The 21,388-nt window shown below is 61.4% G+C and carries 23 protein-coding genes; 12 read left to right on the top strand and 11 right to left on the bottom strand.

From position 1 onward, the window contains the following. Positions 1 to 63: 63 nt before the first annotated feature. Complete coding sequence (locus FHX03_RS21395; RefSeq protein ID WP_097629343.1) at positions 64 to 1,098, bottom strand: sn-glycerol-3-phosphate import ATP-binding protein UgpC; 1,035 nt, start codon at positions 1,096 to 1,098, stop codon at positions 64 to 66. A 150-nt stretch (positions 1,099 to 1,248) separates the two neighbouring features. On the opposite strand from FHX03_RS21395, the gene FHX03_RS21390 reads away from it, so the two are divergent. From FHX03_RS21390 to FHX03_RS21365, 6 genes are all read left to right on the top strand, one after another. After that, positions 1,249 to 2,607 (top strand): extracellular solute-binding protein, encoded by a 1,359-nt coding sequence (locus FHX03_RS21390; RefSeq protein ID WP_183855346.1) that lies wholly within the window; start codon positions 1,249 to 1,251, stop codon positions 2,605 to 2,607. 13 nt (positions 2,608 to 2,620) lie between these two features. Continuing rightward, complete coding sequence (locus tag FHX03_RS21385) at positions 2,621 to 3,586, top strand: ABC transporter permease subunit (protein WP_183855387.1); 966 nt, start codon at positions 2,621 to 2,623, stop codon at positions 3,584 to 3,586. A gap of 2 nt (positions 3,587 to 3,588) precedes the next feature. After that, positions 3,589 to 4,509, top strand: coding sequence for an ABC transporter permease subunit (locus FHX03_RS21380; RefSeq protein ID WP_097629345.1), 921 nt, complete (start codon positions 3,589 to 3,591; stop codon positions 4,507 to 4,509). 28 nt (positions 4,510 to 4,537) lie between these two features. After that, positions 4,538 to 5,266, top strand: coding sequence for a glycerophosphodiester phosphodiesterase family protein (locus tag FHX03_RS21375; RefSeq protein WP_183855344.1), 729 nt, complete (start codon positions 4,538 to 4,540; stop codon positions 5,264 to 5,266). A 3-nt stretch (positions 5,267 to 5,269) separates the two neighbouring features. After that, entirely contained in the window at positions 5,270 to 5,986 is a 717-nt protein-coding gene (locus FHX03_RS21370) for an HAD-IA family hydrolase (RefSeq protein WP_097629347.1), read from the top strand. Positions 5,987 to 6,136: 150 nt separating this feature from the next. Beyond that, the gene (locus FHX03_RS21365; RefSeq protein WP_097629387.1) at positions 6,137 to 7,768 is read left to right on the top strand and encodes an FGGY-family carbohydrate kinase; all 1,632 of its coding nucleotides are present in this window, start codon (positions 6,137 to 6,139) and stop codon (positions 7,766 to 7,768) included. Positions 7,769 to 7,795: 27 nt separating this feature from the next. Here FHX03_RS21365 and FHX03_RS21360 read toward each other — a convergent pair whose 3' ends face one another. Beyond that, positions 7,796 to 8,254 carry a hypothetical protein gene (locus tag FHX03_RS21360; protein WP_183855342.1) on the bottom strand — a complete coding sequence of 153 codons (459 nt, stop codon included), beginning with the start codon at positions 8,252 to 8,254 and terminating at the stop codon, positions 7,796 to 7,798. A 170-nt stretch (positions 8,255 to 8,424) separates the two neighbouring features. Between FHX03_RS21360 and FHX03_RS21355 the strand changes: the two genes are divergently transcribed. Both FHX03_RS21355 and ilvC read left to right on the top strand, forming a co-directional pair. Next, positions 8,425 to 9,090 (top strand): TetR/AcrR family transcriptional regulator, encoded by a 666-nt coding sequence (locus FHX03_RS21355; RefSeq protein ID WP_012558289.1) that lies wholly within the window; start codon positions 8,425 to 8,427, stop codon positions 9,088 to 9,090. Between the two features lie 50 nt (positions 9,091 to 9,140). Further along, positions 9,141 to 10,160, top strand: a complete 1,020-nt coding sequence (gene ilvC, locus FHX03_RS21350) for a ketol-acid reductoisomerase (protein WP_003593524.1) — start codon at positions 9,141 to 9,143, stop codon at positions 10,158 to 10,160. 106 nt (positions 10,161 to 10,266) lie between these two features. On the opposite strand, the gene FHX03_RS21345 is transcribed toward ilvC, so the two are convergent. Further along, positions 10,267 to 11,214, bottom strand: a complete 948-nt coding sequence (locus FHX03_RS21345) for a LysR substrate-binding domain-containing protein (protein WP_097629349.1) — start codon at positions 11,212 to 11,214, stop codon at positions 10,267 to 10,269. Positions 11,215 to 11,298: 84 nt separating this feature from the next. On the opposite strand from FHX03_RS21345, the gene FHX03_RS21340 reads away from it, so the two are divergent. Then, positions 11,299 to 11,823, top strand: coding sequence for a hypothetical protein (locus FHX03_RS21340; protein WP_183855340.1), 525 nt, complete (start codon positions 11,299 to 11,301; stop codon positions 11,821 to 11,823). 73 nt (positions 11,824 to 11,896) lie between these two features. Here the strand turns inward: FHX03_RS21340 and FHX03_RS21335 are convergent, their stop codons facing one another. The 5 genes from FHX03_RS21335 to FHX03_RS21315 all read right to left on the bottom strand — a co-directional run bounded on the left by FHX03_RS21335 (position 11,897) and on the right by FHX03_RS21315 (position 14,566). Then, on the bottom strand, positions 11,897 to 12,484 hold the full coding sequence (locus FHX03_RS21335) for a class I SAM-dependent methyltransferase (protein ID WP_183855338.1): 588 nt from the start codon (positions 12,482 to 12,484) through the stop codon (positions 11,897 to 11,899). After that, the gene (locus tag FHX03_RS21330) at positions 12,474 to 12,806 is read right to left on the bottom strand and encodes a type II toxin-antitoxin system RelE/ParE family toxin (protein ID WP_183855336.1); all 333 of its coding nucleotides are present in this window, start codon (positions 12,804 to 12,806) and stop codon (positions 12,474 to 12,476) included. Before FHX03_RS21330 ends, FHX03_RS21335 begins: the two co-directional genes overlap by 11 nt. Continuing rightward, complete coding sequence (locus tag FHX03_RS21325; protein ID WP_183855335.1) at positions 12,793 to 13,041, bottom strand: type II toxin-antitoxin system ParD family antitoxin; 249 nt, start codon at positions 13,039 to 13,041, stop codon at positions 12,793 to 12,795. Before FHX03_RS21325 ends, FHX03_RS21330 begins: the two co-directional genes overlap by 14 nt. Before the next feature lie 116 nt (positions 13,042 to 13,157). Continuing rightward, a complete protein-coding gene (locus tag FHX03_RS21320; RefSeq protein ID WP_183855333.1) occupies positions 13,158 to 13,340 on the bottom strand; it encodes a PIN domain-containing protein in 183 nt (60 codons plus the stop codon). 125 nt (positions 13,341 to 13,465) lie between these two features. After that, positions 13,466 to 14,566, bottom strand: a complete 1,101-nt coding sequence (locus FHX03_RS21315; RefSeq protein WP_183855331.1) for a branched-chain amino acid aminotransferase — start codon at positions 14,564 to 14,566, stop codon at positions 13,466 to 13,468. A 300-nt stretch (positions 14,567 to 14,866) separates the two neighbouring features. Between FHX03_RS21315 and FHX03_RS21310 the strand changes: the two genes are divergently transcribed. Continuing rightward, positions 14,867 to 16,087: a PLP-dependent aminotransferase family protein gene (locus FHX03_RS21310; RefSeq protein WP_183855329.1), complete on the top strand. Its 1,221-nt coding sequence runs from the start codon at positions 14,867 to 14,869 to the stop codon at positions 16,085 to 16,087. Positions 16,088 to 16,329: 242 nt separating this feature from the next. Here FHX03_RS21310 and FHX03_RS21305 read toward each other — a convergent pair whose 3' ends face one another. The 3 genes from FHX03_RS21305 to FHX03_RS21295 form a co-directional block, all read right to left on the bottom strand. Further along, positions 16,330 to 17,370 carry a DUF2278 family protein gene (locus tag FHX03_RS21305; RefSeq protein ID WP_183855327.1) on the bottom strand — a complete coding sequence of 347 codons (1,041 nt, stop codon included), beginning with the start codon at positions 17,368 to 17,370 and terminating at the stop codon, positions 16,330 to 16,332. Between the two features lie 100 nt (positions 17,371 to 17,470). Beyond that, the gene (locus FHX03_RS21300; RefSeq protein ID WP_183855325.1) at positions 17,471 to 18,529 is read right to left on the bottom strand and encodes an aldo/keto reductase; all 1,059 of its coding nucleotides are present in this window, start codon (positions 18,527 to 18,529) and stop codon (positions 17,471 to 17,473) included. 230 nt (positions 18,530 to 18,759) lie between these two features. Then, positions 18,760 to 19,230 carry a MarR family winged helix-turn-helix transcriptional regulator gene (locus FHX03_RS21295; protein WP_183855323.1) on the bottom strand — a complete coding sequence of 157 codons (471 nt, stop codon included), beginning with the start codon at positions 19,228 to 19,230 and terminating at the stop codon, positions 18,760 to 18,762. Between the two features lie 221 nt (positions 19,231 to 19,451). On the opposite strand from FHX03_RS21295, the gene FHX03_RS21290 reads away from it, so the two are divergent. Together FHX03_RS21290 and FHX03_RS21285 are read left to right on the top strand one after the other, a co-directional pair. Next, entirely contained in the window at positions 19,452 to 20,219 is a 768-nt protein-coding gene (locus FHX03_RS21290; protein WP_183855321.1) for an alpha/beta fold hydrolase, read from the top strand. Between the two features lie 184 nt (positions 20,220 to 20,403). Continuing rightward, entirely contained in the window at positions 20,404 to 21,381 is a 978-nt protein-coding gene (locus FHX03_RS21285; protein ID WP_183855319.1) for an ABC transporter substrate-binding protein, read from the top strand. Positions 21,382 to 21,388 lie beyond the last annotated feature (7 nt).

Genomic DNA, 21,388 nt, shown 5'->3' with positions numbered 1-21,388 from the left:
ATGGATCTCAAATCCCTGACGCTTGTCAATCGCAAGGGGCAATCGTCATCTGCTTCACTCCCCTCAATCGGTTCGCCGCCCAGTCGTCCTGTTGAACGGATGCAAACCGTCCCTTCTTACATGGCACGAAGTACGATCGCCTTCCTGCAGGCGTCGATCGGTGGAAACGCTCGCCACGATGCGCTTGTCGCTGCCATCGATGCGCAGGTGGACATTGTTCTCGTCACCGACGGTTTCGATCAATTCGACATTGGCGTCGAACCGGAGGTCATGTGCTGCCCCATCACCGAGGTTGATCGCACTCGGCCTGATACCTAAAAGATCCGTGTCTCTGGGAAGTGCCAGGTTACAGGGTCCCAGCTCGTCGAGATCGACAAGGTTCATCGGCGGAGAACCGATGAAGCCGGCAACGAAGACGGTCTCGGGACGGCGATAGACCTCGATCGGTGTCCCGATCTGCTCGATCCGGCCGCCATTCATGACGACCAGCCTGTCGGCGAGCGTCATGGCCTCGAGCTGGTCGTGCGTCACATAGAGGCTCGTGGTCTTGAGCTGCCGCTGCAGCCTGCGGATTTCGACGCGCATTTGTACGCGCAGCTTCGCATCGAGATTGGACAAAGGTTCGTCGAACAGAAAGGCGGCGGGATCGCGGACGATGGCGCGGCCCATGGCAACGCGCTGGCGCTGCCCGCCCGACAGCTGGCGGGGGCGCCGCTCGAGGAAGTCGCCGATTTCCAGGATGCCGGCGGCGCTGGCGATCCGCCGGTCGATCTCGTCACGCGGCACGCGGCGGTTCTTGAGCCCGTATTCGAGATTCTGACGGACAGTCATGTGCGGATAGAGCGCGTAGTTCTGGAATACCATGGCGATGTTGCGGTCGGCCGGATCGACATGGCCGACATCGCTGCCTGCGATCCTGAGATGGCCGGAGCTGATGGCCTCAAGGCCGGCAATCATCCGCAGCAGGGTCGATTTCCCGCATCCCGAAGGCCCGACCAGCACGATCATTTCGCCGTCGGCGACGCTGAGATTGATCCCTTTTACCGCGGGAACCGCGCCGTAATTCTTCTTCAAATCGATCAGTTCGATAGCTGCCATGGCATCCTCCTCAGGTGTCGTCATACATTTGTAACATGCTATTGACATTTGTAACAAGTAACCCCAACCTTGTTTATCGCCACTCTGGGAGGGGTTGATCGGCGCTGGGCGCGCCGGTCGGCGAATAACGGCAATGGAGAGGAAAACGAAATGACGGCAAAGTCTTCGATAGGCGCCCGCATGGGGCGGACGATCCGGTCGTTCGCGGCGGGTGCTGCACTGGTGACGCTCGGATTGGCCAATGCTGGCGACGCCGGCGCGGCCGATCGCATCAAGATCGAATGGTGGAATGCGGCCGGCGGTCGGCTCGCAGAGATCACCAACAAGCTCATTGCCGACTTCAACGCCTCGCAGGACAAATACGAGGTCGTCGGCATCGGCAAAGGCAATTACGAGGAGACCATGGCGGCGATGGTGGCCGCCTACCGTGTCCACCAGCAGCCGGTTCTGATCCAGGCCGCCGAGCGAGGTTTCCTCACCATGTACAATTCCGGCGCCGTCATTCCGGTGCCGGAACTCATGGAGAAGGAAGGTTACAAGATCGACTGGAACGACTTCCTCGCTCCCGTGGCCGGCTTCTATCTCGTCGACGGCAAACCGGCGGCGATGCCCTTCAACAGCTCGACGCCGATTTTCTGGTACAATGCCGATCACTTCAAGGCGGCCGGCTTCGACAAGCCGGGCGAGACCTGGCAGGAACTCGACAAGCAGCTTGGCGCCATCAAGGAGAAGGGCGTCTCAAAATGCCAGATGGCGCTCGCAAACGATTTCTACTGGAGCCTGATCGAAAACTACGCGGCGATCCAGGACCAGCCTTACGGCACCAAGGCGAATGGTTTCGGCGGTCTCGATACCGAGTTCATCTTCAACAAGAGCCCGCTGGTCGTCGGTCAGGTGACTCGCCTGAAGACGTGGCTCGACGCCGGCATCCTGCAGATCGCCGGCCAGGGCCTCTCGCCCGACCAGTTGTTCACGTCTGGAACCTGCTCGACCTATGTGGCCTCCACAGCGGCGCATGCCGCCGTCGAGAGCGGTGCAAAATTCAATTGGAGCGCAACGTTCCTGCCACATGAAGAAGGCATCGAGCCGAAGAACAGCACCATCGGCGGCGGCGCGCTCTGGGTCCTGAAAGGCAAGTCCGAGGAAGAATATGCGGGTGCTGCCGCCTTCTTGAACTTCCTCGCTTCGCCGAAGACGCAGGTCTGGTGGAGCAAGCAGACCGGCTATGTGCCGGTCACCAACGCCGCCTATGAGCAGGCCAAGTCCGAAGGCTATTTCAAGGATCACCCGACCCGCGAGATCGCCATTCTTCAGCTCACCCGCGGCACGCCGACCGACAATTCGCGCGGCTTCCGCTTCGGCAATCATAACCAGTCGATGGCGCTTCTGGTGGAAGAGATCCAGGGTGTGTGGACCGGCCAGAAGACACCGCAGCAGGCGCTGGATGCAGCGGCGGCCCGCGGAAACCAGATCCTTCGCCAGTATGAGCAGCTTCATGCAGCAAAGTAGAACCTTCGGAAAGATGGGGGGCGCCGCCAGGCGCCTTCGCATCCCGGATATTCTGTCGACAGGCCGGAGGAGTGCGCAGCCCTCGGAGCCCGGGTTGAAGTCGGCTCATTTCAACAAGCCCTGGCTCGCCTTCGGCCTGGTCGCACCGCAGCTGCTGATCCTCCTGTTCTTCTTTTTCATCCCATCCTACAAGGCGCTGTCGCTGGCCTTCGTTCAGGTCGATCCCTTCGGCGGCACGCAGATTTTCGTCGGGTTGGAGAATTTCTACAATCTGTTCGCCAGTCCGGAATATCGCGGAAGCGCGCTGTTCACGCTGTGGTTCACCGTCGCGCAGAATGCCGCAACGCTTCTGCTTGCCGGCCTGTTTGCCTTCGCGACCGATTTCGTGATCAAGGGAAGGGGGATCTATAAAAGCATCATCCTGCTGCCTTATGCGATCGCCCCCGTGATCTCAGGGGTGATCTGGGCCTTCCTGTTCAATCCTGCGGTTGGGCCTATTGCGCAATTCCTGCATGGGCTCGGTGTCGAATGGGATCCGAACCGGCGTCCGTTCGATGCGCAGTTGCTGGTCACCATCGCCTCGGTCTGGAAGAATGTCTGCTACGACTACATCTTCCTCGTCGCCGCATTGCTGGCTGTGCCCGTCTCGCTTCTGGAGGCGGCAAAGCTCGACGGCGCAAGACCCGTGCGGCGCTTCTTCACCATTTCGCTTCCCCTAATCTCACCGACGATCTTCTTCCTCGTGGTGATGAACTTCGTCTACGGACTGTTTGAAACCTTCGGCATCATCGACGCGGTCACCCGCGGCGGTCCGGCGGGGGCGACGAACAGCCTGGTTTACAAGGTCTATCAAGATGGTTTCGTGCAGCTCGATCTCGGCTCGTCGGCCGCCCAGTCGGTGCTTTTGATGCTGATCGCCATCCTGTTCACCATCGTTCAATTCCGCGCCCTCGAGCGCAAGGTCAATTACCAGGTGTAGCCATGCCCGAACGCCATCTCGGTCTATCGATCTTCTGCCACGCGGTGCTGCTCATCGGCGCGATTTTCGTCTGCCTGCCGCTCTACTTCGCCTTCGTCGCCGGCTCGCTCACCTTGCAGGAGGTACAGCAGGCGCCATTCCCGGTCTTGCCGGGCTCGCAATTTCTCGAAAACCTCGCCGCCGCCTGGCAGCAGGGCGAGTTCTCCCGACTATTCCTGAATTCGATCATCGTCACCGCCGGCATCGTCGTCGGCAAGCTGGCGATCTCGCTAATCGCCGCATTCGGCGTCACCTATTTCCGCTTCCCATTTCGCATGACGGCGTTCTGGCTGATCTTCGTGTCGCTGATGCTTCCTGTCGAGGTCCGCATCATCCCGACCTACGAAGCGGTCGCCGATGCCGCCGGGCCGCTTCGCTGGCTGGCCGGGACGATCGGCCTTTCCGGTATCGTCGAGCGGCTGACGGGATACAGCATCGAAGCGTCGCTGAAGTGGAACATGGTCAACAGCTATAGCGGCCTGATCCTGCCGCTGATCGCCTCGGCCTCGGCAACCTTCCTGTTCCGGCAGTTCTTCCTCTCCGTTCCCGACGAGCTTTGCGAGGCGGCCAAGCTCGATGGCGCCGGTCCGCTGAAATTCTTCAAGGATATCCTTCTGCCGCTGTCGAGCGCCAATATTGCGGCGTTATCGATCATTCTGTTTCTCTACGGCTGGAACCAGTATTTGTGGCCGCTGCTGTTCACCACCGACAAGGAGATGGGAACGGCGGTCCTCGGGCTGAAGCAACTCGTTCCGGTCTCGGACTCGGCACCTGCCTGGAACATCGCGATGAGCGCTGCGCTGCTCGTCATGCTTCCGCCTGCCGCCGTCATTCTCTTCATGCAACGCTGGTTCACCAAGGGGCTGGTGGACTCCGGAAAGTAACACGCCGAATCTCAAGGATATTCAGACGATGGTGCATATCATCGGCCACCGCGGTGGCCGCAATCTCTGGCCTGAAAACAGTCTGTCGGGCTTCCGAAAACTTGCGCAAATGGCGGTCGATGGCGTGGAGTTCGACATCCACCTGACGCAGTCTGGCGAAATGCTCGTCATTCATGACCCGACGCTGGAGCGCACCACGGATGGCCGCGGGCCGGTTGCCGACCTCGGCCCCGGAAAACATCGTGAAATCTGCCTCAAGGACAGCGACGGGGAGACGATCCCGACGCTGGAAGAGGTCCTTGCGGTCTTCAAGGACACGCCGCTTGAGCTTCATATCGAACTGAAGAACCATGCCGATGGGACGCCTTACGAGGATCTGGCGGCCAAGGCATTTGCCGCCGTCGAGCGGCTTGGTCTTGCGGAGCGCTCGATCCTGACGAGCTTTCAACCCGATGTGCTTGCCGATATTCGCAAGGCCGCTCCCGGGATTCGCACCTTGTCGTCCTTCGACGCCAAATCGGCGGAGCGTCTCGGTCTGACGAGCGGCCTCAGCCTGATGAGGCAATACTCGGATGTCATTGCCGTCGAGAAATCGCTCCTGCGGGCAAAGTGGGACGAGATTACCCAACTTGTGCCGCTCGACCAACTCGGGGTCTGGGTTCCGAACGAAACGAGCGATCTCGAATACTGGCTTGCCAAACCGATCCGGCAGATCACTACCGACCGGCCGGATCTCGCCTTGCAGACGCGGGGGTGAGGCATGCTCGATAGCCGCATCGATTATCCCGGTATGCCGGGGCGCATGGATAACGTCGACCTCGTGATCTTCGATTGCGACGGGGTGCTGATCGACAGCGAGCCGATTGCCAGCCGCACTTTGGCGGAAACGCTGCAGGGCGCCGGCATAGCGATCAGCGCGGCGGAGGCTCATGTCAAATTCACCGGCAATTCGGAAAGCATCATTGCCGAGATGTGCCGGCGCGAATACGGGATCAGCGATGTCACCGGGCTGTTCGAGAGGTGGCATCGTCATCTGTTCGACGAATTTGCCCGTTCGCTGACGCCGATTGCCGGCATTGCCGAGGTTGTCAACAGCCTCAACCGGCCGAAATGCGTCGCATCGAACAGCACGATGCAGCGGCTGCGCAACAGCCTGGGCAAACTCGATCTGTGGAGCGCCTTCGGTGAGGACGTCTTCAGCGCCGAACTGGTCCCCCGGCCGAAGCCGGCGCCGGATCTTCTGCTGCACTGCGCCGAGCGTTTCCGGGCCCGTCCGACCAAATGCGTCATGATCGACGACAGCGCCCATGGCGTGGCGGCAGCCGTAGCCGCAGGCATGACGGCCATCGGATTTGTCGATCCGGCCGATCCGAGGCCCGGCCGCCGCGCGGTGCTCGACGCCGCCGGAGCGGCCGCCGTCGCGACAGGGGCAGGGGAGCTCACTGCCATTCTGGAAAATGTCGGAGGAAGGCTGTGACTGCATCTGCCCAGCGTGTTGGCATCCTTGTCATGGCGTCGCGACTGGGTAATGTCAGCCTCTCTGGAGGCGATCTTTCCAGGCACAGAGTTTGAAATCCGGCTGAAACTGCCCATCAACCCGATCCCTGGCGATCTGAAACGAGAGACCATGAGCGACACATCTCATACCCCGGAAGCCGGCGCCAAATATGTCATCGGCGTCGATGTCGGCACCGGCAGCGCCCGGGCCGGCCTGTTCGATATGGCCGGCACCATGCTTGCCTCCGCCAAGCGGAATATCAGCCTGTTTCATGAAGCCGGTTCCATCGTCGAGCAATCGAGCAGCGAAATCTGGCGCGCCGTGTGCGCGGCCGTGCGAGAGGCGGTTTCCACCGCCGGCGTCGATCCGGCTTCCGTGGTCGGTCTGGGATTCGACGCAACCTGCTCGCTCGTCGTCCTCGGCGAAGGCGGCAAGCCGCTCGCCGTCGGACCCTCAGAAGATCCGGACCGGGATATCATCGTGTGGATGGACCACCGCGCCGTCCCGCAGGCGGAGCGCATCAATGCGTTGGGTCATGACGTGCTCCGTTACGTCGGCGGCCGCATCTCGCCAGAGATGGAAACGCCCAAGCTTCTCTGGCTCTGGGAAAACCGGCGTCAGGTGTTCGATGCCGCCTGGCAATTCTTCGATCTTGCGGATTTTCTGACCTGGCGGGCGACCGGCGATCTGTCACGCTCGACCTGCACGGTCACCTGCAAGTGGACCTATGTCGCCCATGAAAAGCGTTGGGACGACAGTTATTTCCACCAGATCGGCCTCGGAGTGCTGGCAGACGAAGGTTTTGTCCGCATCGGCAAAACTATCGTCGAGCCCGGTTCAGCGCTCGGCGAGGGACTGACTGCTGCTGCGGCAGAGGAGCTTGGCCTGACGCCCGGAACGGCCGTTGCAGCCGGGTTGATCGACGCTCATGCCGGCGGTGTCGGGACTGTCGGCGCCGATCCGCAGGCCAATCTTGCCTATGTCTTCGGGACCTCTTCCTGCACGATGACCTCGACGGCAGAACCGTCTTTCGTTCCCGGCGTCTGGGGACCCTATTATTCAGCGATGGTGCCAGGCTTATGGCTGAACGAGGGCGGCCAGAGCGCTGCCGGCGCTGCCATTGATCAGCTTCTTTCCTTCCATCCGGCGGCCGGCGAGGCGAGGGAGCTTGCGAAGAGCGCGGGCGTTCCGCTGCCGGTGCTCCTTGCAGACATGGCTGCCGGCAAGGCGGGCCGTTCTTCCGATGCCGTCACGCTGGCGGCCGGCCTGCACGTCGTTCCCGAATTCCTCGGCAACCGTGCGCCCTTTGCCGATCCGCATGCCCGAGCGATCATTGCCGGTCTCGGCATGGAGCGGGATGTCGACAGCCTGGTCTCTCTCTACATCGCAGGGCTCTGCGGCATCGGCTACGGCCTGAGACAGATCATCGAAACGCAGGCCGAGGCGGGGGTCACCGTCGAAAACATCGTCATCAGCGGCGGCGCCGGCCAGCACGATTTCGTCCGCCAGGTGCTTGCCGATGCGAGCGGCAAGCCGGTGGTCGCCACGAAGGCCGAGGAGCCGGTATTGCTCGGGGCGGCCATCCTCGGCGCCGTCGCCGGCCGGTTATTTGTCGATGTCGGCGAAGCGATGAGCAGGCTTACGAAGGTGGAAACACGCTTTCAGCCGTCTGAGGGTGAGATTTCGGATCTCCACGGCAAGCGTTACGAAGCCTTCAAGGAGCTTCAGACGCTCGCGCGCAAGCTTCGCAGCGATGCCTGACATCGCTGCACGACAAACGCTTCGGGGCTAATTATTGATGGCGATGATCGCCCAATGGCTCTCCTCGCAGGCGTTGTCGTCGCAGACCGCGCCTATCCAGACGGCGCCGTTGGCGAGCATGACGCCGTCGCTGTTGACGAAGAGGTCTTGATATTGCTGATGGCCGACGGCGCGGCGGGTCTCCGGCGTCACCAGATCGTCGAAATTCTCGACGAAATCTTCGGCGTTCTCGACATCATAGGTCTCACCATTGGCCTTGACGGTCAGCGGATATTCGGCAAGGCCGGCGACGGTCTCGGCATCGCCGGAGCGCATCGCCAGAACGAGCTGGCGCAGCGGCTGATCGAAGGCCCGGGCATTGCCATGCAGCTCTTCGATGCGATTATAGACCTCGTTGTCCGACTGCGCGGCGGCGCGACCGGCGAAGGGCGTCGCGGCGAGGAGCATCGCTCCGGCCAGGAGAAGGGCAGCAGAAAGGCGCGACATGGAGGCTCCGGCAAATAGGGTTCCGCAGCATTATGCAGTCACCACGGCGTCTCCGCCTATCCAATTCTGGTGCCGTGCCGGTCTTTCCCGTATAAAAATCTGCCGGAGCTGCTTGACGGCCCGATGGGTTTGCCGCATAAAGCTCACGAACCGTACCGTACGGTACGTATATGGGAGCCGTGACCGTGTCCGTCGATACTGCAGAGCCGAGCGAGTTTTCGCCGCGCCAGAACGCCGTTCTGGAGCAGGCGCTGCGGTTGCTCGTCGATGGCGGCGAGAAGGCGCTGACGACCTCGGGGGTTGCGCGCGCCGCCAATTGCTCCAAGGAAAGCCTCTACAAGTGGTTCGGCGACCGCGATGGTCTGCTGTCGGCGATGATTGCCTATCAAGCGAGCAAGGTGCGCACCTTCGAGCGCAATGGTGAGCGGTTGACGGCGGCGAGCCTTCATGACCATGTCGTCATTTTCGCGCGTGACCTGCTGGAGGTGCTGGCCGGTGATGTCTCGCTGGCGCTGAACCGGCTCGCCATCGGCCAGTCGAACCGCGACGGCTCGAAGCTCGGCAAGCTGCTGCTTGAGCGCGGCCGCCGGCAGATCGACCGCCGCGCCATGGCGCTGATCGATGCGGGAAAGAGGGCAGGGCTCTTGCGTTTTTCCGATGCCGATGAGGCTTATCACACGCTTTACGGCCTTGTTGTTTCCGACCTGCATGTGCGCATGCTGCTCGGCGAACCGGGCCTCAAGGATACCGCGCGCCAGGCGGAGAGGGCGGTGACCGCCTTCCTCCGGCTTTATGGCACGGACAAGGTTCTGGCGGAGATGCCGGTTCTCGGCTGATTTCGCTTTAATGACAGTCAACAAGACAAGCACAAGGGAAGGAACTTCAAATGCGCGTCTATTACGATCGTGATGCCGATCTCAACCTCATCAAGGCCAAGAAGGTCGCCGTCATCGGCTACGGCTCGCAGGGCCGCGCCCATGCGCTGAACCTGAAGGACAGCGGCGCCCAGAACCTCGTCATCGCTCTCAAGGCCGGTTCGCCCACCGTCAAGAAGGCCGAAGCCGACGGCTTCAAGGTCATGACGGTTGCCGAAGCCGCCGGCTGGGCCGATCTGATGATGATGGCAACCCCGGACGAGCTGCAGGCCGACATCTACAAGGCCGACATCGCACCGAACATCCGCGACGGCGCTGCCATCGCCTTTGCTCACGGCCTCAACGTTCACTTCGGCCTGATCGAGCCGAAGGCTTCGGTCGACGTCGTCATGATCGCGCCGAAGGGCCCGGGCCACACGGTTCGCGGCGAATACCAGAAGGGCGGCGGCGTTCCCTGCCTCGTGGCCGTTCACCAGAACGCCTCCGGCAATGCGCTTGAACTCGCTCTCTCCTACGCCTGCGGCGTCGGCGGCGGCCGTTCCGGCATCATCGAAACCAACTTCCGCGAAGAGTGCGAAACCGACCTTTTCGGCGAACAGGTCGTTCTCTGCGGCGGTCTGGTCGAGCTCATCCGCGCCGGTTTCGAAACGCTGACCGAAGCCGGTTATGCGCCTGAGATGGCCTATTTCGAATGCCTGCACGAAGTGAAGCTGATCGTCGACCTGATCTATGAAGGCGGCATCGCCAACATGAACTACTCGATCTCCAACACGGCCGAGTGGGGCGAGTACGTCTCCGGTCCGCGCATCATCACCGCCGAGACCAAGGCCGAGATGAAGCGCGTCCTCAAGGACATCCAGACCGGCAAATTCACCTCCGAGTGGATGCAGGAATACCGGTCGGGTGCAGCCCGCTTCAAGGGTATCCGCCGCAACAACGACAGCCACCAGATCGAAGAAGTCGGCGCCAAGCTGCGCGGCATGATGCCCTGGATCGGCAAGAACAAGCTGGTCGACAAGAGCGTGAACTAAGCGTTTTACCGAGCGCGCCGCACGAGCATTGGTTCGTGCGGCGCGCTCGGTTTTTTGGTTTTAGGCATGTCATCTCCCAAAAGGCTACATGGTGCCTAGGTAGGATCTACTCGCCGTTGTTCCGAATGCGAGTCTTGGCAGCCGCATCCGGATGGTTCTTCATGTGATCGACGAAGGCGCGTAGTTTCGGTGTCATTTGCCGATGGCCGGGATAATAGAGAAATACGCCGGGCGTCTTCGGCGCGAATGATGCAAGCACCTCGATGAGCTTTCCCGTTCTGATCTCTTCGACGGCGATCGGCTCCGGCACCTGGGCCAGGCCCATCCCCTCGATGGCTGCGCCGAGCATTGTCGGGAAGTCGTGAGTGATAAGCGGCCCCGCGACGGCGATCTCGATGACTCGGCCATTGTCGTCGAGCGACCACCGCGCGAGCGCACCATTGGAGCGGCGTATTCTGAGGCATGCATGGTGACGCAGGTCGTCCGGGCACGCTGGCAGATCCCGGTTGTAGAAATAGATCGGGCTCCCGACGATGATGAACCGAAATGGCGGCGTCAGCCGAACCGCGATCATGTCGGCATCGATGAACTGGCCCATCCTCATCCCTGCATCAAAGCCTTCGATCGCGAGGTCGATCAGCTTCTCGCTGACGGCGATTTCCACCTCGATCTCGGGATAAGCTTGGGAAAAGGACGCAATCAGCGGCTCGATCAAGACCGGGACAACGGCGCGCGGCACCGAGAGGCGGAGCCGTCCGGCCGGTCGCTGTCCAAGCTCATGCGCGTCAGCGCTTGCGGCGACGAGCTCTTCGAAGGCTGTTTTTGCACGCGAAAAGAAACGCTCGCCGGCTTCCGTCAGCCCTACGCTACGCGTCGTTCGGATGAACAGGGCTGCGCCGATCCGCGCCTCCAGCGTGCGCACGGCCTGGCTGATCGCGGAGGGAGTGACGCCGAGTTCCGCCGCTGCCCGGCGAAAGCTGCGGTGCTGCGCAACGCTGAGGAACGCCTCCACCCCGTCGAGCGCGCCCTGCCTGACTGTGAAGTTCTGCTTCATGCCCTGTCCATATTATCCCGAATAGTCGCTCGGTATAAACGGCCGTATATTGCGCTGGAAACCCGCAGCCCAACAGGAGGCAAAATGTCCCCCGCCGCCATCTTCCAGCTTCACCTGCTGCTCGGCTACGTCGCCTGGCTGCTTTGCATCGGCGTCTATGGCCTGCCCCGGCTCAAGTCGATGGACCGCGCCGGGGCGCAGCGGGCCGTCGCAACGCTCCATAGCTTCCGCTTTTTCGGCCTCGTCTTCATCCTTCCCGGCGTCGTCGGTCCCGATCTGCCGTCCGGCTTTGCCGTCACGGCCGCCTATGGCGATCTTGCTGCCGGGCTGCTGGCCATGCTGGCGCTGATTTCGTTCCGCATCCGCCCACTGTTCTGGCTATTCGTCGTAGCCTTCAATCTCGTAGGCGCCGGTGATCTGGTCATCAACTATTATCACGGCGCCCAGTCCGGCCTGCCTGCCTTGGCTGGGCAGCTAGGCGCAGCCTATGTGGTCGTGATCGTCTATGTTCCATTGCTGATGATCACCCATATGGTTGCGTTCTATCTGCTCGCGGCGCGGCAGCCCATGACCGCTCAAACCCATCGCGGCGAGCGTGTTGCCAACTGACGGCCAGGACAGGCTGATATTGTTTCGAAAGGTAATTCCGCTGCAGCTTAAGGCCGAGGCGAAACTTTGGCCTCTATCGTTCTGCGCTCACGGCGAGCCAGCGGGTCGGTTTGCCGTCATAGCCGCCGCCGTCGCTTTCCTTGATGGCGAGGTTGCGCCAGCCGCCTTTGGTCAAAAGCGCCGACAGCCATTCGCGTGAGGGGTAGTTGTAGTAGCGCCCGAAGCCGTCATGGCCTTCCGCTTCTCCCGCCTTGAAGCTGGCGTGAAGAAGGCCGCCGGTTCTGAGCGCGCGGCGGATGCGGGTGAAGACATCTGGCAGTTCAGCCCTGGGGACATGGAGAAGGCTCGCATGCGCCCAGACGCCGTCGAAGGCGCTGTCGGCGTCGAGTTCCTGAAACAGCATGACCTTGACCGGCCTGCCGATCAGCGCTTCCGCCTGTCTGGCAAGCTCGGCCGAGCCATCGGTCGCCGTCACTTGGAAACCCTGCGACAGCATGTAGGCGCTGTCCTGGCCGCCGCCGCAGCCGAGTTCGAGGATTGCGCCACCCGGTGCGATACCGGCGAGAAAGACGTCGAGCTGCTGCTTCGGCAAGCTGCGCGCCCGGTTGGCGTATGTCTTGGCGTTTTCTTCATAAAAGGCGGAGGTACTGTCACGAGGCATGCGGGTCGGCCGTTGGGGAGCGTCGTCTTGATTGAAGATGTCTTTCGGGAAGCCGGTCGGCGCCGATAATGTCGATGACGAGGATGCCGTCCGGTATTTCGCGGTAGAAGGCGACGTGGCGCATGTGGAGGAGGCGGCGGAGGCCGGAGCCGAGTTCGTCGCACTCGTCTCCCATGGAGGGCACGCGCGAAAGCAGTACGAAAATCCTATCCCAATCGAGAAGATAGGCATCCGCCTGCGCCTCGCCGAAATGCAGGCTGGCATATTCGTCGATGCCCGACAAAACGGCGTCTGCGGTTCGTGTCAGCCTATAGGTGGTCACGCAGCTTCGCCTTGGTTTCCATCAGAATGTCGGCAATACGTCGGTCGCTGATGCCGCTCTCCTCAGCCAGCCTCAGGATCTCGCGCACTTCTTCGTCATCGAGCTTGCGGTGGTTCTGATCCTTCAGGACGAGTTCCGCCAGATAGGCGTCGGCACTGCTATATCCACCGCTTGCAACACGGCGTGCGACATAGCCCGCCAGATCATCCGGAAGAGAGATCGTCATTTTCGCCATTGAATTCAGTGCCGTCCGTCCATGCCGGTTTCGGCGTCTCCGATGCCAGATTACCATTTCCCACTTTATGATAGAAGCGTTATGCGCCGCCGTCGAACACTTGGGTCACATCAAGGTCAGTCTTTTTTATCGATATGCACGACCCGCTCGAAATCCTTGAAATCGGCGTCGCAGGTCAGAATATCCGCATCTTGGTGCTCGGCCGTCGCGCTAATGATGGCATCAGCGGTGGTAAGGTTGAGCGCTGCCGATATCTCCGCGGCATGGTGGGCAAGTCTCGTGTCGAGGGGCGCCACCATGCATTTCGCGGTATATGCTCGCTCCGGCGAGGGCGGAATATATCTCTAACCCGACGGCTTTGCGGGCGACGGAGAGCGGCACCCTGTCGGTGTTGACGCCGCCGTTCGCGTGGAATGTCCGACGTTCAGGTCGGGATGAGGCGCGTCCAGCCGTGCTCATCGTTCGTTACGCCCTTCTGCAGACTGACGAGCTGCTGGCGCAGTTCGCTGGTCAACTTGCCGGTCTGTCCGTCTCCGACCAGAAACTCGCCGCCGGCATGTCGAACCAGGCCGATGCCCGCCAGGACTGCGGCAGTGCCGCAAGCGAACGCTTCGACGAGCTTGCCGCTGGCAGCGTCGTCTTGCCATTCCGCGAACGAGTAGGGGCGCTGCTCGACGCGCAAGCCCCTTTCTTCGGCGAGCACGATCACCGACGCCCGGGTGATGCCCGGCAGGATCGTGCCGCCAAGGGGCGGGGTCACCACTGATCCATCGTTCATCACGAAGAAGACATTCATGCCGCCGAGCTCTTCGACCCAGCGATGCTCTGCGGCATCAAGGAAGACGACCTGATCGCAACCCTTCTTCGACGCCTCGGCTTGCGCCACGAGGCTGGCTGCGTAGTTTCCGCCGCATTTTGCAGCGCCAGTGCCGCCGCTGGCTGCACGGGTGTATTCGGTCTCGACCCAAAGGGAGACGGCCTTCGCGCCACCCTTGAAGTAGGCGCCGACCGGAGAGGCGATGATGCAGAAGACATATTCCAGAGCCGGACGAACGCCGAGAAACGCCTCATTGGCGAACATGAAGGGGCGAAGGTACAGGCTGGCGTCGCCGGACGGAATCCAGGCCTTGTCAACGCGGACCAGTTCTTCGACCGCCTTCAGGAAGAGTTCTTCGGGCACGGGAGGCATCGCCATGCGCGTTGCCGACTGCGCGAAGCGGCGTGCGTTCTCTTCAGGCCGAAAGAGCAGGATCCGGCCATCGTCTGACTTGTAAGCTTTCATGCCCTCGAAGATTTCCTGAGCGTAGTGCAGCACGGCGCTCGCAGGATCGAGCTCCAGGGGCCGCCTGGGCGTAACCTTAGCATCGTGCCAGCCCTTGTCGGCAGTCCATCGTGCCAGGACCATATGATCCGTGAAGACCTTGCCGAAGCCGGGCGTCTCCAGTGCCTGGATGCGATCGGCTTCCGGGACGGGAGACTTGTGGAGTTCGATTTTGATTTCAGGAGAGGCCGACGTCACGGTCATTGCTGGCACCTTGATAGTAAATTGAATAGTGGCGGCGACACTACTGCCGCCGAGCTGGTCTTGGAAAGGTCTGAATCAGCCGGTTTCGGCTTTGACTAGAGGAATAATCACTTGATGCGGCTGACGTCGAGCAGCAAATTCGGGATCGAGCGCCGTCGCAAAGACGTTCGCCAATCTCGCACCAAAGCTTTAGAATATAAGATTTCCAACTTGCCACCATAACAAGAAAATAGGTCAGCATTATTGACATAATTTCCACCGCATGGTTTGTCGACGGTATAGAAAATACGAGGAAACCCCATGCTGAACTGGGACACCATGTTTGCGTCGCGCTCGTCGCGCATGCGCGCATCCGAAATCCGTGAACTCCTGAAGCTTCTCGACCGGCCCGACATCATCTCCTTTGCCGGCGGCATTCCGGATCCGGCGCTCTTTCCGGATCGGGAGTTCAAGCAGGCCTATGCCGATATCTTCGACGGCGCCGCCGTCAATTCGGCGCTGCAATATTCGGTCAGCGAAGGCTACAAGCCGCTGCGCGAATGGCTGGTCGGGCAGATGGCTGCTCTCGGCATTCCTTGCGAACTCGACAATGTCTTCATCGTCTCCGGTTCGCAGCAGGGCCTGGATTATCTCGGCAAGCTCTTCCTGTCACCAAATGACACCGCGCTCGTGACATGGCCGACCTATCTCGGCGCGCTGCAGGCCTTTAACGCCTATGAACCGGCCTACGACCAACTGACGCCGAACGGCAACCGGACGCCCGAGTCCTACCGCGCGGCCGCTTCCGCTGCCGGCGGCAAAGTGAAGTTCGCCTATCTCTCCGCCGACTTCTCCAATCCGACCGGCGAAACCGTCGATCTTGATGGCCGCAAGAAGGTCCTGGCGCTGGCGGAAGATCTCGACATCGCCGTCATCGAGGATGCGGCCTATCAGTCGCTGCGTTACGACGGCGATCCGATCCCGCCGATCCTGGCGCTCGAAATCGCCGAGAAGGGCCATATCAACGATACGCGCACGATCTATTGCGGCAGCTTCTCGAAGACGCTGGCGCCCGGCCTTCGCGTCGGCTTCATCGTCGCCAATGCGCCCGTCATCCGCAAGCTGGTGCTGATGAAGCAGGCGGCCGACCTGCATTCTTCGACGATCAACCAGATGGCGATATCAGATGTCGCCGAGCGCGGCTTCGATGCGCAGGTCGCCAAGATCAAAACCGCCTACAGCCAACGTCGCGACTGCATGCTGGCAGCGCTCGAAAAATACATGCCCGAAGGCTCGAGCTGGACGAAGCCGGAAGGCGGCATGTTCATCTGGATCACGCTGCCTGAGGGGATGGACGGCGCCAAGCTCTTGGCGAAATCGCTCGAAACCGCCAAGGTGGCCTTCGTACCCGGCAAGGCCTTCTTCGCCGACGGTTCCGGCGCCAACACTTTCCGCGTCAGCTTCTCCTGCGCCAACGAGCAGGTGATCGAGGACGGCATCGGCCGCCTGGGCGCGCTGATCTCGGCCGAGATCGGCGGCTGATTGTTGTCGATTGAGAGAGTGTGGGTGCGACGATGCCACGAGTCCCTTCTCCCCAGCGGGGAGAAGATGCCGGCAGGCAGATGAGGGGGCGCGACGTCAGGAGCGAATGCGCTGAGCGCAAGCGAAGGCAAGCAAAGGCGTGCGGTGCGGCCCCCTCATCCGACGCTTCGGACCACCTTCTCCCCGAGGGGAGAAGAGGGAGAGAACCGCTTGCTCTCGTATTCGCAATGGACGTTCACCAATCAGAAAATCGTCGTCCACCCTTCATTCGCCGTTTCGCTCTTGCCGTAGCCGACGCGGTCGGCCACGGCGCCGTCGGCATTGCGCAGGATGATGTCGCCGCCTCTGTTGGCAAGCTGGGGGCCGCTTGCGGCATCGAGCGCTATGGTGCGGAGTTCGCCGGCCTCAAGCGTTCCCGACAGCGTCTGGGTCCTGCCGTTTTCGTCCTCCAGCTTCCAGCCGTCGAGCGATGCCGCCATGTCGGAGCGGTTGATCAGCGTCACCGTTTCGGCTTCCGTGCCGCCTGCGCCGTTTACCGGGTTGATCAGCGCGGCGATGATGCGCAGCGACGAGGCCACGATCGGTTGCGGCCGGCGGGTGCCTTCGCCGCGACCCTGGCCGCCGCGGCCGTCGGAGACGGGATGGCCCGTTGCCGCATCGGTGTTCCAGTTCTGCGACTGGAAGCAGAGAAAGATCGCCGCCCATTCGTCGGTGTCGTTGAAATGGACGAGCAGTGCACCATCCTGGTTCGGCCCGTTGGTGGCCTTGAAGCTGCCGCCGTCGCCCTGGTTCATGTGGATGTCGTGGATGCCATTGCCCGGCTCGAAATCGAAATATTGGTCTGGCTTGTTATTTTCAGGCCCCCAGGCCTCGCCGAAGGCGTAGAAATGCACGTCGGAATCGGCAATGCCTTCCTGGACGATCGGCTCGATGAAATCACGCAGGTCGTTCTTCGGGCCGGATAGCTGGAAGGGCGCGACGTTCATGTCTTCGCGTTCGATCAGCCCGCCGCGGACATAATCGATCGCAAGGTCCGGACGGTCCTTGCGGATGTCGGTCAGGCCCATCGGCAGCTCTTCGAGCGCTTCCGTCAGCGCCGGGTGCTTGAAATCGACGATGTTGGCGTAGAGCAGGTCGTGCGGCGATTCCTTCGAGCGGACGTTGAGCGCGATGCGGTAGCTGATACCGTTCGCCTCGATGCGGATCTCGATGTGCGGATCGTTGTCGTCGTCAAGGGCGAGTGCGCTGGCCGTACCCTTCAGGACCTTGTAATTCCTTAGCATGCCGAACCTCGCAGGAGTAGCGGGCTCTTACGCTAACACGGCGAAAGTGCATCTTTTATGACGCCTGTCTTTCGCCGTGCAATGGCGGGTTCATCATCGCCTATTGCTGGAGATGCGGGCCGAAAAGCTCGAGATCGGCCTCACCAAGCCTGTCGCTCACCGTGTTCAGCTGGTGCCAGTAGGGATAGATCACCGGCGGCAAGCTGACGGCATCGAGGCGCTTGCGCTCCTCGTTCGTGAGCTTCAGCTCGGCGGCGGCGATGTTGTCTCGGAACTGGGCTTCTGTGCGGCCGCCGATGATGACCGAGGTGACCGCCTTGCGGCCGATCAGCCAGGCGAGCGCCACTTGTGCGGCCGAGACGCCGCGCTCCTGCCCGATCGCGACCAGGGTCTCGACGATGTTCCAGAGGCGGTTCTCATCTCGGATCGGCGGTTCGGTCCACCCGGCAAACTGGCGCGTGCCTTCAGGAGCGGCCTGGTTGCGGCGGTGTTTGCCGGAGAGCAGGCCGCCGGCAAGCGGGCTCCAGACCAGCACGCCGAGGCCCTGGTCGATCGAAATCGGCAGCAGCTCGTATTCGGCGTCGCGGGCTTCCAGCGTATAGTGGATCTGCTGGCTGACGAAGCGCTGGTAGCGGTGCTCGTTGGCGATGCCGAGCGCCTTCATGATGTGCCAGCCGGAATAGTTCGAGCAGCCGACGTAACGCACCTTGCCCTGCTTGATCAGCGTGTCGAGGGCTTCCATCGTCTCTTCGAGCGGCGTCTGGCCGTCCCATTCATGCACCTGGTACAGGTCGATGACATCGGTCTTCAAGCGTTTGAGGCTCGCTTCGCATTCCCGGATCAAGTGGTAGCGCGACAGTCCCTGGTCGTTCGGGCCGTCACCCATGCCGAAACGGGCCTTGGTGGCAACCAGCACGCCTTGCGGCCGCTTGCCAGAGAGCACGTCGCCGATGATGTCTTCGCATTCGCCGTTGGAATAGGCATTGGCGGTGTCGATGAGGTTGATGCCGGCATCGATGCAGATATCGATCATCTTCCGCGCCTCGGAGACGCCGAGGTCCCCGACGATCTTGGCCCATCCGACGCCGCCGAAGGTCATCGTGCCCATGGTCAAAGTCGAAATTTTGAGGCCTGAACGGCCGAGCAGACGATATTCCATTGAAATTCCTCCTTCATCGAAAACACGAGTGACGTACCTCAGCGCGGCGGAATGGCAATGGCTGGGTATTCACGCCTGCGTGAGGCTAGGCCAGATTTCGAGCGCCTACATCTTTCGGGCCGGGCGCCGTCGACGCGCGTCTCCGGCGGCAGGGCGCCGGCAGACTGATCGTACAATATGCCATCGGCTTGTCGACGGAAATCGTTCGGGCGCAGCGATGACGCGCCGCGTCAGGTCTCTTCCTCGTTCTTCTTGTGAATGTCGTCGCGGATGGAAGCGATCGTTTCCCGAATCGTGTTGATGGTCGCGGCGTCGAGACCGACGGCTTTTCCGATGCAGTCGAACACTGGGGCGGCACGGCTCTTCAAGGCGTGCCCCTCCTTCGTCAGGCGCAGGAGGACCTGGCGCTCATCGGCGGGATTTCGGTTGCGAGTGACGAGGCCTGATTTCTCCAGCCGCTTCAACAGCGGGGTGAGGGTGCTCGAGTCGAGAAACAGGGTCTCGCCCAGATCCTTCACCGTGCGGTCGTCATGCGCCCATAATGCGGTCATCACCAGGAACTGAGGATAGGTGAGATCCAACTCATCGAGCAGCGGGCGGTAAAGCTGGTTAAAGGCATGGCCTGCCGAATAGATTGAAAAGCAGAGCATTTCATCTACCTTCGGCACGTCGGTGAGATCATCTGGTGTGGCGTTTTTCATCACCTTCTCCTCAGGCCTCAATATAATTTGTGCGCGATCTATTTGCAAGCTATTGACGTCTCAAGCTTTCTGACCTACATAGATCGTGCACAAACAAATCGCTTACAAATTATATGTCATCGAGAATATGGGCGGCCTGCCGCGTCAGGAGATGCGGAGACGAGTGATTGCCCTCCAGGTACGAATCTTAGTCAAACCCAACCGACGAAAGGAAATTGCCAATGTTCAAGTTTGCTGCTGTCGTCGCCCTAGCGGGCGCACTTCTTTCCGGTACTGCCGTTGCCGAGACGGTCAAGCCGACCGTCGTCCTCGTCCATGGCGCCTTTGCCGATTCCTCCAGTTGGAACGGCGTCGTCGAAATCCTGCGAAAGGACGGCTTCCCGGTCGTGGCTGCTGCCAACCCGCTGCGCAGCGTTTCCAATGACGCCGCCTATGTTTCCGATGTGGTCGCCAGCATCGCCGGCCCGGTCGTCCTCGTCGGCCATTCCTATGGCGGGCAGGTGATCTCGGCTGCCGCAAATGGCCACGACAATGTCAAGTCGTTGGTCTATGTCGCGGCCTTCGCACCTGATGCAGGGGAATCGGTTGCCGATCTCGCCGGCAAGTTTCCCGGCGGCACGCTGGGTACTGCGCTTGCGGCGCCGGTGAAACTGAGCGGAGGCGGCGTCGATCTTTATATCGACCAAGCGAAGTTCCATGACCAGTTCGCCAGCGACGTGCCGGCTGAACAGGCTGCCCTGATGGCGGCGGCGCAACGGCCGATCACCGACGCGGCTCTCAACGAAAAGTCGGGCGAGCCTGCCTGGAAGAAGCTGCCGTCGTGGTTCGTCTACGGCACCGGCGACAAGAACATTCCGGCCGCAGCCCTTGCCTTCATGGCCGAACGGGCCGGGTCCAAGCGAACCGTCGTGGTCGAGGGCGCTTCCCACGTCGTGATGGTTTCGCAGCCGCAGAAGGTGGCAGACCTCATCGAAGAGGCGGCAAAGTAACATTCGATCAGGGCCACGGCGCTGAAGTGCCGTGGCTCGGCTTTTGGCAAGCATGAGCCTGCATGCGAGGCCGCGATCGACCGGGTTTGCAGCGATGGCTTGTCGGCGTCCAGCGGCGGCGCCTGTCACATCCCTGTCAACGACCCCCAATAAGGGAGGGGTGACCGCAATGAGGATCCCTCCCATGAAAACGATCGTTTCCGCCGCTGCACTTCTTGCCGCGAGCTTCCTCGCCGTTCCGGCCCTTGCCGCAAACCTCGTTCTCTACACCAGCCAGCCGAACGAAGACGCGCAGGCGACGGTCGATGGCTTCATGGCTGCCAATCCCGATATCAACGTCGACTGGGTGCGCGACGGCACGCCGAAGATCATGGCCAAGCTCCAGGCCGAGATCCAGGCCGGCAACCCGGTTGCCGACGTTCTCCTCATCGCCGACATGGTGACCCTGGAGCGCCTCAAGGAAGACGGCAAGCTCCTCGCCTACAAGTCGCCGGAAGCCGGGCAATACGACGCCACGCTCTATGATGCCGACGGCTATTATTATTCAACCAAGCTGATCACGACCGGCATCATGTACAATACTTCGGCCGGCATGAAGCCTGCGAGTTGGAAGGATCTGACCAAGCCGGAAGCCAAGGGCCTCGTCACCATGCCGAGCCCGCTCGCTTCGGGTGCGGCCCTCATCCACGCCCAGACGCTCACCGCCGTTCCCGGCCTCGGCTGGGATTTCTACAAGTCGCTTGCCGAAAACGGCGCGATTGCCGCCGGCGGCAACGGCGCCGTCTTGAAGTCGGTCGCTTCGGGCGAAAAGGCCTATGGCATGGTCGTCGACTATCTGCCGATCCGCGAGAAGGCCAAGGGCGCTCCGGTCGAGTTCGTCTTCCCGAGCGAAGGCGTTTCGGCCGTCACCGAGCCGGTCGGCATCCTCGCCAGCACCAAAAATGCCGATGCCGCCAAGAAGTTCGTCGATTACGTGCTCTCAGAAAAGGGCCAGGAAGGTTTTCTCAAGCTCGGCTACATCCCGGCCCGTAACGGCATGAAGCTGCCGGAAGGTTTTCCGTCGCGCGACACCATCAAGGTCCTGCCGATCAAGGCCGCAGATGCGCTCAAGAATACCGATCAGGATCTGAAGACCTTCTCGGGTCTCTACGGCTCGAACTGATCCTTCC

The organism is Rhizobium sp. BK456, assembly GCF_014194045.1.
Taxonomy (GTDB): Bacteria; Pseudomonadota; Alphaproteobacteria; order Rhizobiales; family Rhizobiaceae; genus Rhizobium; species Rhizobium redzepovicii.
This window is presented reverse-complemented; position numbering and strand designations above follow the sequence as displayed.